Annotated in this window: 12 protein-coding genes and 1 pseudogene; 6 read left to right on the top strand and 7 right to left on the bottom strand. The window is 69.4% G+C overall.

What is annotated here, in order from left to right:
• Window positions 1-148: 148 nt before the first annotated feature.
• A complete protein-coding gene (locus KUM44_RS06760; protein ID WP_217206843.1) occupies window positions 149-1,519 on the top strand; it encodes a S1 family peptidase in 1,371 nt (456 codons plus the stop codon).
• 102 nt (window positions 1,520-1,621) lie between these two features.
• Here the strand turns inward: KUM44_RS06760 and KUM44_RS06755 are convergent, their stop codons facing one another.
• The gene (locus KUM44_RS06755; protein WP_217206842.1) at window positions 1,622-1,807 is read right to left on the bottom strand and encodes a hypothetical protein; all 186 of its coding nucleotides are present in this window, start codon (window positions 1,805-1,807) and stop codon (window positions 1,622-1,624) included.
• 100 nt (window positions 1,808-1,907) lie between these two features.
• Entirely contained in the window at window positions 1,908-3,068 is a 1,161-nt protein-coding gene (locus KUM44_RS06750) for an ROK family transcriptional regulator (protein ID WP_217206841.1), read from the bottom strand.
• A 166-nt stretch (window positions 3,069-3,234) separates the two neighbouring features.
• Here KUM44_RS06750 and KUM44_RS06745 point away from each other — a divergent pair, with 166 nt between their 5' ends.
• Genes KUM44_RS06745 through KUM44_RS06730 form a run of 4 tightly spaced genes read left to right on the top strand, consistent with a single transcriptional unit; the run spans window position 3,235 to window position 7,680 of the window.
• Window positions 3,235-4,152, top strand: coding sequence for a carbohydrate ABC transporter permease (locus KUM44_RS06745; RefSeq protein WP_217206840.1), 918 nt, complete (start codon window positions 3,235-3,237; stop codon window positions 4,150-4,152).
• Between the two features lie 18 nt (window positions 4,153-4,170).
• Window positions 4,171-5,109, top strand: coding sequence for a carbohydrate ABC transporter permease (locus tag KUM44_RS06740; protein ID WP_217206839.1), 939 nt, complete (start codon window positions 4,171-4,173; stop codon window positions 5,107-5,109).
• Between the two features lie 10 nt (window positions 5,110-5,119).
• On the top strand, window positions 5,120-6,463 hold the full coding sequence (locus KUM44_RS06735; RefSeq protein WP_217206838.1) for a sugar ABC transporter substrate-binding protein: 1,344 nt from the start codon (window positions 5,120-5,122) through the stop codon (window positions 6,461-6,463).
• 14 nt (window positions 6,464-6,477) lie between these two features.
• Window positions 6,478-7,680 carry a Gfo/Idh/MocA family protein gene (locus tag KUM44_RS06730; RefSeq protein WP_217206837.1) on the top strand — a complete coding sequence of 401 codons (1,203 nt, stop codon included), beginning with the start codon at window positions 6,478-6,480 and terminating at the stop codon, window positions 7,678-7,680.
• 43 nt (window positions 7,681-7,723) lie between these two features.
• Here KUM44_RS06730 and KUM44_RS06725 read toward each other — a convergent pair whose 3' ends face one another.
• On the bottom strand, window positions 7,724-8,425 hold the full coding sequence (locus KUM44_RS06725; protein ID WP_217206836.1) for a L,D-transpeptidase family protein: 702 nt from the start codon (window positions 8,423-8,425) through the stop codon (window positions 7,724-7,726).
• Window positions 8,426-8,553: 128 nt separating this feature from the next.
• A pseudogene (locus KUM44_RS47120) lies at window positions 8,554-8,713 on the bottom strand (SDR family oxidoreductase); the annotation flags it as partial.
• Window positions 8,714-8,728: 15 nt separating this feature from the next.
• Between KUM44_RS47120 and KUM44_RS06720 the strand changes: the two are divergent.
• A complete protein-coding gene (locus KUM44_RS06720) occupies window positions 8,729-9,277 on the top strand; it encodes a hypothetical protein (RefSeq protein WP_217206835.1) in 549 nt (182 codons plus the stop codon).
• On the opposite strand, the gene KUM44_RS06715 is transcribed toward KUM44_RS06720, so the two are convergent.
• The 3 genes from KUM44_RS06715 to KUM44_RS06705 form a co-directional block, all read right to left on the bottom strand.
• On the bottom strand, window positions 9,268-10,182 hold the full coding sequence (locus KUM44_RS06715) for an SDR family oxidoreductase (protein WP_217206834.1): 915 nt from the start codon (window positions 10,180-10,182) through the stop codon (window positions 9,268-9,270). The two genes, KUM44_RS06720 and KUM44_RS06715, sit on opposite strands and share 10 nt — an antisense overlap.
• A gap of 109 nt (window positions 10,183-10,291) precedes the next feature.
• Window positions 10,292-10,921 carry an MBL fold metallo-hydrolase gene (locus KUM44_RS06710; protein WP_217206833.1) on the bottom strand — a complete coding sequence of 210 codons (630 nt, stop codon included), beginning with the start codon at window positions 10,919-10,921 and terminating at the stop codon, window positions 10,292-10,294.
• Window positions 10,921-12,009, bottom strand: coding sequence for an S-(hydroxymethyl)mycothiol dehydrogenase (locus tag KUM44_RS06705; RefSeq protein WP_217206832.1), 1,089 nt, complete (start codon window positions 12,007-12,009; stop codon window positions 10,921-10,923). Before KUM44_RS06705 ends, KUM44_RS06710 begins: the two co-directional genes overlap by 1 nt.
• Window positions 12,010-12,072 lie beyond the last annotated feature (63 nt).

The following is a 12,072-nucleotide window of genomic DNA, read 5'->3' as shown; positions in this document are numbered from 1 at the left end:
GCGGGAACCGCTGGTGAGGACGCCGGCGCGGGAATGATCGGCCGTGCGGTGAACACGGGCGGGCCGGGCCACGTATGGAGAGAGGGTGCTCAACTACGGGAGGGCCCCGCGGCGTTGACGCCGCGCTGTACTGGTTCGGGAGCCCTGCATGAGGCACGCACGACGACGTCTCGTCCGGCGAGTGACACGGCTGGCGGCCGTCGGCGGACTCCTCCTCGGAGGAACGATGGTCACCCGCGCGGTTGCGAGCGAACCCCCCGACGCCTCATCCGTCCCACGCACCTACGCCGCCTCGGCCGCCGGCACCGGCAGTGATCTGGTCGCGCGGCTGGGCGCTTCCCGTACGGCGGGCAGCTGGATCGGCGCCGACGGAAAGCCGGTCGTCGCGGTCACCGACGAGGAGGCGGCCGCCGAGGTACGCAAGGCCGGTGCCGAGGCGAAGATGGTCGACCACAGCATGGACGAGCTGAACTCGGCGACGTCGACACTGCGTTCGGCGCCCCGGGTGGCCGGTACGGCATGGGTGATGGACTACCGGTCCAACGAGGTGGTCGTGCGCGGTGACAGCACCGTGTCGGCCGCCGACTGGTCGCGGATGACAAAGGTCGCGGACGGCATCGGCGGCTTTGTGCGCATGGAGCGCACCGAGGGCACGTTCACCACGCGGCTGAACGGCGCGCTGCCGCTGCTGTCGACCGCCGGGCGCTGTTCGGCCGGTTTCAACGTCACCGACGGACAGCGTGACTTCATCCTCACGGCGGGGCACTGCGGGCCCGACGGTTCCGTGTGGTTCGCCGACAACCGGGGCACCCAGCAGGTCGGCCAGACGATCAAGCAGAACTTTCCGGGCGCCGACTACTCCCTGGTCCAGTACGCGAGCGGGGATGCCGGTGCCGGTGCGGACGTCGTGTCCATCGGTGCGGGCAAGGGCGTACGGATCACCGGTGCGGCCGATCCCGCGGTCGGGCAGCGGGTGTTCCGCAGCGGCAGCACGAGCGGGCTGCGCGACGGCGAGGTGACGGCGCTGGGCGCCACGGTCAACTACCCGGAGGGGACGGTCACGGGGCTCATCGAGACCAATGTGTGCGCCGAACCGGGCGACAGCGGCGGCCCGATGTTCTCGGAGGGCGTCGCGCTGGGTGTGACATCGGGAGGCAGCGGCGACTGCAACGCGGGTGGTACGACGTTCTTCCAGCCGGTGACCAAGGCACTGGCCGCGCTCGACGTGAAGCTGCTCGTGGCGGCGCAGAACGGCTCCGGTCAGGGCGCCTCGCCGGCGCCGTCCGCGTCGGCCCCGCAGGGCGCGGCCTCACCCGGTGACGCGGCGCCCGGTTCGTCGGCCCCGGTGACCGGCGCGGACGCCGTGACACTGCTGTCCCGGCTGGCGGACCCGAAGAACGTCGGCCCGGGCCTGCTGATCATCGCGGGCAGCCTGGTCGCGCTTGCGGCGACGCGGTTCATCCGCGCGGAACAGGACCGCAAGGCCTATCGGCGGTATTACTCGGCGACCTGGGGGTGACAGGGCCCGGTGGGGCAGGGGGTGCCCCACCGGAGGGTGTGGCGATGCGTGGAGAGGTGTGTCGAGGAGGAGGGTGCTCGGGTCTGCGCCGAGGCGGGCGACTCAGGCCGCCTTCGCCGGCTGGGGGGCCGCGGCGGCCCACTCCAGGACAAGGCGCTGGTACTCCTCGCGCTGTTCGACGCTCAGTGTCCCGCCCGACCGGCGCCACAGCGCCCGGATCTCCTCGTTGACCTCGTCAGCCGATCGCTCGGAGGCGAATGCAACAGTGGTGGACATGCTGTGAAGCATACGGTTCCGCAGGTGAAGGCGCTGTGAGCAAGCTCGCACAATACGGACATAGCGGACCGTGTTACTGATCACGTGCATCTGTCAGCAGAGATCGCGGAGTTCAGGCGTCCGCCGCCCCCAGGACCAGAACCTGGATCGCGAGAACGGCGGCACCACGGGCCCAGTCGTGAAAGTCGGACACCTTGGTCTCCAGGTCGATCGGAGCGGCCAGCGGATGCCGCTGAGCACGGATGGTCTCCGTCACCGTCTTCCCGGCGACGTCCATGAGGCCCACCCCTTCGCCGGCGAGCAGGATCTTCTGCGGCAGCACGAAGTTGCCGATCTGGGCGACAAGAGTGCCCAGCGCCCGGGCCGCCTCCTCGATGACGCGGGCCGGCATCGGCTCGCCGGCCGCGGCGAGCCCGAGGATCTCCTCGTACGTCGAGTCACGGCCGGTGGCGGCCTGGACCTGGTAGCGGATGTTGGGGATGGTCAGCAGGGAGACGGCGCTGCCGCGCGCCCCGTCGGGGGTGAGCGGACCGTTGGGGTCGACGATCCAGTGACGGCCGAAGCCGCGGTCCTCCTCGGCATAGGGCACCCGCTTGCCACCCAGGACCAGCCCGTAGCCGATGCCGGCGCCGATGGTGAGGACGACGAAGCGCTCCAGACCACGGCCGGCGCCGAACCAGGCCTCCGCCTCGACGAGGGCGGCGACGTCGTTCTCCACGACGACCGGCAACCCCGTGCGGTCCTCGACCAGTTCGGCGAGCGGTACGTCACGCCAGTTCAGGAACGGTGACTCCCCGACCACGGACCGGTCCTCGACCAGGCCGCCCACGCCGATGCCGATGCCGGCGAGCCGCGGGTGAGCGGCGGCGAGGGTGTCGGTCATCTCCCCCAGCACCTCCACCACCTCGGCGGGCTCACGGCCGGTGAGCGTGCGGTCGTAGCGGGCGACGATCTCGCTTCTGAGGGTGGTGACGACGCCGTAGACCATGTCCTCGGTGACCTTGAAGCCGATGAAGGAGCGGGATTCGGCGACGACGTCCAGCGGCTGGGAGGGGCGGCCCTGACGTGCTTCCGCCGGGACCCCCGCTTCGGTGACCTCGACCAGGAGGCCCGACTCGATCAGCGGTTTGGTCAGCCGGGTGAGGCTGCCCGCGGACAGGTCGAGGCGCCGGGCGAGTTCGGTGCGGGACAGGGGACCACCGAGGAGCACCTCGATCGCCACCGAGCGTTCACCGGGGCTGAGCGGAAGCCAGCTGGCGGCTACTGGGGTCATGGTCGTCAGACTCCCACATGATTTTTTTCTTCATGAAACCAACACCACCATCCTAGAGCCTCTGATCCGGCTTGAAGAAGATGTCAGCGCACCTCTTGACGGCTGGATTCTTCCGCCACAAAAGTAAGTGGCCGAGGACGAGCCGCGCAGACAAGGGAGTCTCCCGATGACCATCGCCTCCAGCAGCCCGAGGAAACGGCGGGCCCGCTCCCGAGAGAACCAGGGGGACGGGCGGCTCGCCGCGGTGTTCATCGCTCCGGCGCTGCTGGGCTTCCTGGTCTTCCTGCTCTGGCCGACGCTGCGGGGCATCTATCTGAGCTTCACCCGGTTCAACCTGCTCACCCCGGCGCAGTGGGTGGGGTTGGACAACTACGTCCGCATGGTCAACGACCCGATCTTCTGGAACTCGCTGACGGTCACCGTCGAGTACGTCTTCATCAACATCGGCGTCCAGACGGTCGCGGCGCTCGCCATCGCCGTCCTGCTCCAGCGACTGACCCAGTCGGCACTGTTGCGGGGCGTCGTGCTCACCCCGTACCTGATGTCGAACGTCGTGGCCGGCCTGGTCTGGCTGTGGATCCTGGACACCCAGCTCGGCATCGGGAACGAGATCGTCAGCGCCGTCGGCGTGGACCGCATACCGTTCCTCGCCGACGAGACCTGGGCGATCCCCACCATCGCCCTGATCAACGTCTGGCGGCACGTCGGCTACACCGCGCTCCTGCTCTTCGCCGGTCTTCAGGCGATCCCGAACGACATGTACGAGGCGGCGAAGGTGGACGGCGCAAGCGAGTGGCGCATGTTCTGGCGGATCACGATGCCGTTGCTGCGCCCGGTCCTCGCGGTCGTTCTGATCATGACGGTGATCGGTTCGTTCCAGGTGTTCGACACGGTCGCCGTGACGACCGCGGGCGGTCCGGCGAACGCGACGAACGTCCTCCAGTACTACATCTACGGTTCCGCCTTCGGCCGCTTCCAGTTCGGCTACGCCTCGGCGATGTCCGTGGCCCTGCTCATCGTGCTCAGCGCGATCACCGTGCTCCAGTACCGGCTCACCCGGGCCGGCCGGACCGACCTCGGCTGACGGAAGGGAGACACCGAGATGGCTGCCGTGACCACGACCACGACCACGACCACGACCACGACCACCGTACGGCCGGTCAGGCGCAGGTTCTCCCCGGGGCGGGCCGCCGCCTGGACCGTGATGGGTCTCATCGTCCTCATCACCCTGCTGCCGTTCTACTGGATCCTGCGCACCGCGCTCTCCACCAACGCCGGTCTCAGCGCCGACCCCACCGATCCACTCCCCGTCGATCTCACCGGCACCGGCTTCCAGCGTGCCCTGGGTCTGCACTCGGCCGAGGAGGCGGTCGCACAGGGCGGCGCGGGCGGTGGGCTGGACTTCTGGCGCTATCTGCTCAACTCGGTGATCGTCTCGACCCTGATCACCGGCTGCCAGATCTTCTTCTCCGCGATGGCGGCGTACGCCTTCTCCCGGCTGCGCTGGCGCGGGCGCGACAAGGTGTTCGGGCTGTTCCTGGCCGGACTGATGGTGCCGACCATCTTCACCCTGCTGCCCAACTTCGTGCTCATCAAGCAACTCCACCTGGTGGACACCCTCTTGGGCATCGCGCTGCCGAGTCTGTTCATGACCCCGTTCGCGGTGTTCTTCCTGCGGCAGTTCTTCATGAACATCCCCGGGGAGGTCGAGGAAGCCGCACTGCTCGACGGCGCCGGGAAGGTCAGGATCTTCTTCCGGGTCGTGCTGCCGATGGCGTCCACGCCGGTCATCACGCTGGGCGTGCTGACGTACATCACCTCCTGGAACGACTACTTCTGGCCGCTGATGGTCTCCTACAGCGACAGCTCGCGCGTGCTGACCGTGGCGCTGGCGGTCTTCCGGGCGCAGACCCCGGCCACCGGCGTCGACTGGTCGGGGCTCATGGCGGCGACGCTGATCGCCGCGCTGCCGATGCTGGTGCTGTTCGCCTGCTTCGCCCGCCGCATCGTCAGCTCCATCGGCTTCACCGGGATCAAGTGAGGGAACGAGCATGCGACTTCGTACGCTGACCGCGCTCGCCGGAGCGCTGGCACTGTCCCTGGTGACCGGCTGCGCGAACGGCGGCTCCGCCGGATCGTCCGCGAACACGGTGACGTACTGGCTCTGGGACGCCAACCAGCTGCCCGCCTACCAGGCCTGCGCCAAGGGGTTCGAGAAGGAGAACCCCGGGCTCAAGGTCAAGATCACCCAGTTGGGCTGGAGCGACTACTGGACCAAGCTCACCGCCGGCTTCATCGCGGGCACCCAGCCGGACGTGTTCACCGACCACATCCAGAACTTCGGCCAGTTCGCCGACCTGAAGGTCCTCGAGCCGCTCGACGACCTCGGCATCGAGGACTCCGACTACCAGCCCGGACTCGGCGCCAACTGGATCGGCCAGGACGGCCACCGGTACGGCGCTCCCAAGGACTGGGACACGGTCGCGCTCTTCTACAACGAGAAGATGGCCAAGGACGCCGGACTGACCGCCGAGCAGCTGGACAACCTGGCCTGGAACCCCAAGGACGGCGGCACGTTCGAGAAAGCCGTCGCCCATCTCACGATCGACAGGAACGGCAGGCGCGGCGACGAGCCGGGCTTCGACAAGAACAACGTCAAGGTGTACGGCCTCGCCAGCAACGGCGGCGGCTTCGGCGACGGCCAGACGCAGTGGAGCAACTTCGCGGCCTCCGCCGGATGGAGCTACCTGGACAAGCCGCGCTGGGGCACGAAGTACCAGTACGACAGCAAGACCTTCCAGTCCGTCGTCCAGTGGTACTTCGGACTCGCGAAGAAGGGCTACATGCCCCCGCTCTCCGACTACAACGTCCAGTCCAACCAGGCGAACACCCAGGTCGCCGCTGGGAAGGCCGCCGCCGCGTTCGACGGGGCCTGGATGATCTCCACCTACGCGGGCTTCAAGGGCCTGGACATCAAGACCGCGCTCACCCCGGTCGGCCCGACGGGCAAACGCGCCACCATGATGAACGGTCTCGCCGACTCGATCACCAAGGCCGCCAGGAACAAGGAGGGCGCCCGCAAGTGGGTGGCGTATCTGGCCTCCGACGAGTGCCAGACCGTCGTCGGCAGGTACGGCGTCGTCTTCCCCGCCACTCCGGCCGGGACCAGGGCCGCCGTCGCCGCTTACGACAAGAAGGGCATCGACGTCTCGGCCTTCACCGAACCGGTGGCCGACAAGAAGCGCTTCAGGACCTTCTCCTATCCGATCGCCAGCTACTCGGCGGACATGACGGCGCTCATGGCGCCCGCGATGGAGGACATCTACGGCAATGGAAAGCCCGTGAGCAGCCTCGATCAGACCAACGACCAGATCAACCTCGTCCTCGGCCAGTGAAAGGCACCCACTCCATGACGTTCTCCCTCGGCATCGTCGGCGCCGGCCAGTTCTCCGGCCAGTTCGCCACGCTGTTCCAGGCCCACCCCGGTGTCAGCGACGTGTACGTCACCGATCTGCTGCCCGAGCGGGCCGAGCAGCTCGCCGACGCACAGGGACTCGCCGGCACCTTCGCCTCGTACGAGGCGATGCTGGAGTCGCAGGCCGTCGACGCGGTCGCCATCTTCACCCAGCGCTGGACCCACGGCCCGCTGGTCCTCCAGGGCCTGAACGCCGGCAAGCACGTCTACTCCGCCGTCCCCATGGCGATCACCACGGAGGAGATCGCCGCGATCATCGACGCCGTCAAGGCGACCGGTCTGACGTACATGATGGGCGAGACCAGCGAGTACAACCCGGCGACGGTGCACGCCCGCAACCAGATCGCGGAGGGCGCCTTCGGGCGGCTCTTCTACGCCGAGGGCGACTACGTCCACGACATGGACCTGGGGTTCTACGAGGCGTACCAGTACAGCGGCGGCGAGAACTGGAAGGCGACGGCCAGCTATCCCCCGCTGCTGTACCCGACGCACGCGGTCGGCGGGGTGCTGGGGGCGTGGCGGACGCACGCGGTGAGCGTGTCGGCGATCGGGGTCGTGGACGACCGCGGCGACGGCGTCTTCGACAAGGCCGTCAGCCAGTTCGGCAACGACGTGTCCAACGCGACCGCGCTGTTCGAGGTCGCGGGCGGCGGCTCGTTCCGTACGAACGAGTTCCGGCGGGTGGGATACCCGTCCCACATCCGGGAATCCCGTTTCCGCTTCTTCGGCACCGAGGCGAGCATGGAGCAGCTCGCCACCGTGGCCCTGTGGCAGGACAAGAAGGGCGTCCAGGACATCAGCGAGCTGCTGGAACCCAAGCCCACCATGGCTCCTGACGACCCGTCGCTCCAGCACATCGCGCCGGACCTGCGGGCCGCCTTCACCTCGGGTTCCGCGCCGGTGCACGACCGGTCCCGGCTGCCCCGGGAGTTCGACAACCTGCACAACGGTCACGAAGGCAGCCACCACTTCCTGGTGGACGACTTCGTGACCGCGGTCAACGGCCGCTCCCTGCCGTCCGTGAACGCGTGGGTGGCGGCCCGCTACACCCTGCCGGGCATCGTCGCGCACGAGTCCGCGCGACAGGGCGGGGTCAGGCTGGAGATCCCGGACTTCGGGGACGCCCCCGCGGTGTGACGTTTCCCCGACATCGACTCGCGAGCCGGGTGCCTGTCCTGACTCAGGTGCCCGGCTTGCGGCCGTACACGTAGACGTCGTCGCCGTTCTTCAGCAGCGACCAGTACTTCTTCGCGTCTGTCTTGGTCATGTTGACGCAGCCGTGCGAGCCCGGCGGGTTCCACATGCTGACGCCGACGGAGTGGAAGGCCTGGCCGCCGTCGAAGAACTGGGCGTACGGCATCGGCACGTCGTAGATGCTCGACACGTGGTCGATGTTGCGCCAGTAGATCTTCTTCAGGCCGGTGCGCGTCTCATAGCCGTTGCGGCCGGTGCGGACCGGGACCGGGCCGTAGACCAGCTTCCTGCCGTCCTGGATCCAGCTCAGCTGGAGCGTGAGGTTCACACAGGCGATGCGGCCCTTGTTGACGGGGCACTTGCCGTCCTTGTTGGGGTTGTTGCCGACGGCCTTCTGCTTCAGCATCAGGTCCATCACGCCCCAGGTCACCGGGCCCGCGTAGCCGGCGTTCGGGGTGATGCCGTGCTTGGTCTGGAAGGCCTGGATGGCCTTGCAGTCGGCGGTGGACTGCTTGCCGTCGACCGGCCGGCCGAGGAACTTCTCGACCTTCTTCTGATACGGCCCGGTCTGGGTCGTACAGCTCGGCGCCGCCTGCGCCGGTGCGGCGCCGAGCGTCAGCGCGAGCGGTGCGACGAGTCCTGATGTGATGCCGAGTGCGACGGCGCGCCGTCTGCGTATGTCCCCCATGGCCGGGCCTCTCCCTTGCGTGGTCCTGTGGACTTCTGCCAGCTAGACCGGTGTGCGGGGGGATCGGTTGTGGCCGTGGCCGGGCTGTGACCGAACGGTGAAATTTCGCCGGAGCCCTCAGGTGTCCTTCAGGCGTCGCCCGAGCGTCGCACCACTGCCCGGAAGCCGGTGTGGACCGCGTGAGGCCGCCGTCGACGGTGAGGTGGTGCCGGTGATCCAGGCCGCGTCCCGGGAGGCCAGGAAGGCGACCGCCGCCGCGATGTCCTCGGGTTCGCCGACCCGGCCCAGCGATAGCGTGCGTCCATGTCCGTGTTCATTCAGCAACTCCCCGCTCTCATCGGCGTCGTGATCGGCGCGCTCGGTTCGTATGTGGTGGTCGTGCGGGGCGATCAGGCGAGGTTCCGGAGGGAGCAGACGGCGCGTTGGGAGGAGCGGCGGCTGGCGGTGTACGCCGACTACGCGCGGTCGGTGAAGCAGACGGTCACGCTGGCGTACCGGGTCGCCGCCGGGCTCGGCCACGGAAACCATCCTGACCCCCTCACCATCGACGAGGCCAAGCCACTGCTCGCCGAGGCGAACGGTGCGAGGGATCCCTCGGGTGAGGCGCTGATCATGCTGGGCAGCCACGCGGTGGTGGAGAGGGCACGGGCATGGGTCGTGACCGTGATGGAGATGGAGCGGTTCGTGCGCGACGGCGGGCAGGACACCGCGGCCTGGCGGGCGCTGCTGGACCAGCAGCGCGCCGGGCGCGAGGGCTACTACACGGCCGTACGGGAGGACCTCGGCCTGCCGCCCGGCCACTCCGCGCGCTGGCCGGTCCGCTCGGCCGACCCGGTGCCGCCTCAGCGGTAACCCGTCGTGTCCGCCGGCTTCCCCGCGTCCTGGACCTCGACGAGGTAGCGCCAGGCGTCGGGGCGGCTGCCGTCGAGGTCCGTGAAGCCGTACACCTGGGCGAGCTGCCCGCTGGAGAGGGACTCGCCGTTCCAGCGGGCCACGTCGGGGTCGGCGGCCAGGGCGGCGACGGCGCGGCCCACGTAGCGGGGGGTCTCGGAGATGGCGAAGTGCGGGACGCGTTCGAGGGCGTCGCGCCAGTTGTCCTCGCGCACCTCGAAGGCGTCGAGCATCATCTCCGAGCGCAGCCAGCCGGGCGTCAGGGCGACGGCGGTGGCGCCGCGCGGTCCGAGTTCGTGGCCGAGGGCGAAGGCCATGCGCAGGACGGATGCCTTGGCGAGGTCGTAGAAGAAGGAGGCCCGGTAGTTGGCGCGGTTGTAGTCCGCCGTGCCGTCGGTCATCTCGACGACCAGTCCGCCCGGCCGGCGCAGGAGCAGGGGCAGGGCGTGGTGGCTGGTGATGGCGTGGGTCTCGACGGCGAGCCGGAGCAGCCGCAGGCCCTTGTCGAGGTCGTGCTCCCAGACGGGGCTGTCCCAGGCGAAGAGCTTCTCGCCGCCCCAGACGTCGTTGACGAGGACGTCCAGGCGGCCCTGCTCGTCCGCGATTCGGTCGACGAGGGTGCGGACCTGGGCCGGGTCGAGGTGGTCGGTGGGTACGGCGATGCCGTGGCCGCCCGCCTCGGTGACCAGGTCGGCGGTGTCCTCGATCGTCTCGGGGCGGTCGTACTCCGAGCGGCGGGCGCGCGTGCTGCGTCCCGTCACGTAGACCGTGGCCCCGGCTGCTCCGAGCTCCACTGCGATGCCGCGGCCGGCTCCCCGTGTCGCCCCGGCGACCAGCGCGACCTTGCCCTTGAGCGGCTGTGACATGTTCGGCCTCCCGACCCTCTGCGAGTTCTGTCGCTGTCGAGGGTGCCGGGTAAGCCGGACATCTTCTGTCGCCTTTTACCGATCGCGCCGGCCCGTCACCCGGGCGGCCTCAGTGGCCGCGGTCGATCCACTCCTGGAGGTGGGGTGCCTCGGCGCCGATGGTGGTCGGGTCGCCGTGGCCGGTGAGGACCTTGGTGTCGGGCGGGAGGGTGAGGAGGCGGGTGCGGATGGAGTCGATGATCGTCGGGAAGTGGGAGTAGGAGCGGCCGGTGGCGCCGGGGCCGCCCTGGAAGAGGGTGTCGCCGGTGAAGACGACGCCGAGGCCCGGGTCGTGCAGGCACACGGCGCCGGGGGCGTGGCCCGGGGTGTGCAGGACGGTGAGGTCGGCGCCCGCGGCCTCGATGATCTGGCCGTCCACGAGGTGGGCGTCGGGGTCGCGGTCCGGGTGGGTCTGCTTCCACAGGGGCAGGTCGTCGGGGTGGAGCCAGATCGTGGCGCCGGTGCGGTCGGCCAGGGCGGGCGCGGCGTCGATGTGGTCGTTGTGGGCGTGGGTGCAGACGATCGCGGTCAGGCGCCGGTCGCCTACGGCCTCGGCGATGGCGTCGGCGTCATGGGCGGCGTCGATGACGACGACCTCGTGGTCGTCGCCGACGAGCCACACGTTGTTGTCGACGTCCCAGGTGCCGCCGTCGAGCGTGAACTGTCCGGAGGTGACGAGGCGTTCGATGCGGGAGGCCATCAGAGCATCACCACCGAGCGCAGGACGTCGCCGTGGTGCATGCGCTCGAACGCCTTCTCCACCTCGTCGAGCTGGATGGTCTCGGTCACGAACGCCTCCAGGTCCAGGCGGCCCTGGAGATGCAGGTCGATCAGCATCGGGAAGTCCCGGGAGGGCAGACAGTCGCCGTACCAGGAGGACTTCAGTGCGCCGCCGCGGCCGAAGACGTCCAGCAGGGGCAGCTCCAGCTTCATCTCGGGGGTGGGCACGCCGACGAGGACGACGGTGCCGGCGAGGTCGCGGGCGTAGAAGGCCTGCTGGTACGTCTCCGGGCGGCCGACCGCCTCGATGACGACATCGGCACCGAACCCGCCGGTCAGCTCGCGGATCGCCTCGACCGGGTCGCTCTGACGTGAGTTGACCGTGTGGGTGGCGCCCATGGTGCGGGCCTTGTCCAGCTTGCGGTCGTCGATGTCCACGGCGATGATCCTCGCCGCTCCCGCCAGGTTCGATCCGGCGATGGCCGCGTCGCCGACGCCACCGCAGCCGATCACCGCGACCGTGTCGCCCCGGCCGACGTTGCCGGTGTTGATCGCGGCGCCGATCCCGGCCATCACGCCGCAGCCCAGCAGGCCGGCCACCTGCGGCGCGACCGCCGCGTCGACCTTGGTGCACTGTCCGGCCGCGACCAGCGTCTTGTCCGCGAAGGCGCCGATACCGAGCGCGGGTGAGAGTTCCTGACCGGTCGAGGCCAAGGTCATCCTCTGCCGCGCGTTGTGGGTGTCGAAGCAGTACCAGGGCCGCCCGCGCAGACAGGCCCGGCACGTCCCGCACACCGCACGCCAGTTGAGGATCACGAAGTCACCGGGCGCGACGTCCGTGACGCCGGCGCCGACCGACTCCACCACGCCGGCCGCCTCGTGCCCCAGCAGGAAGGGGAAGTCGTCGCTGATGCCGCCCTGCTTGTAGTGCAGGTCGGTGTGGCAGACCCCGCAGGCCTGGATCTGTACGACGGCCTCGCCCGGCCCCGGGTCCGGCACGACGATCGTCTCCACACGCACGGCCTGGTCCTTGCCGGGTGCGATCACGCCTCGTACTTCCTGCGCCATGGTGCTGAACCCTTCCCTCGGCGGCTCTCCGTCCACCTCCGACCCTAGACGTGACTGATCGGT

Origin of the sequence: Streptomyces sp. AC550_RSS872 (assembly GCF_019049285.1) — a bacterium.
Taxonomy (GTDB): Bacteria; Actinomycetota; Actinomycetes; order Streptomycetales; family Streptomycetaceae; genus Streptomyces.
This window is presented reverse-complemented; position numbering and strand designations above follow the sequence as displayed.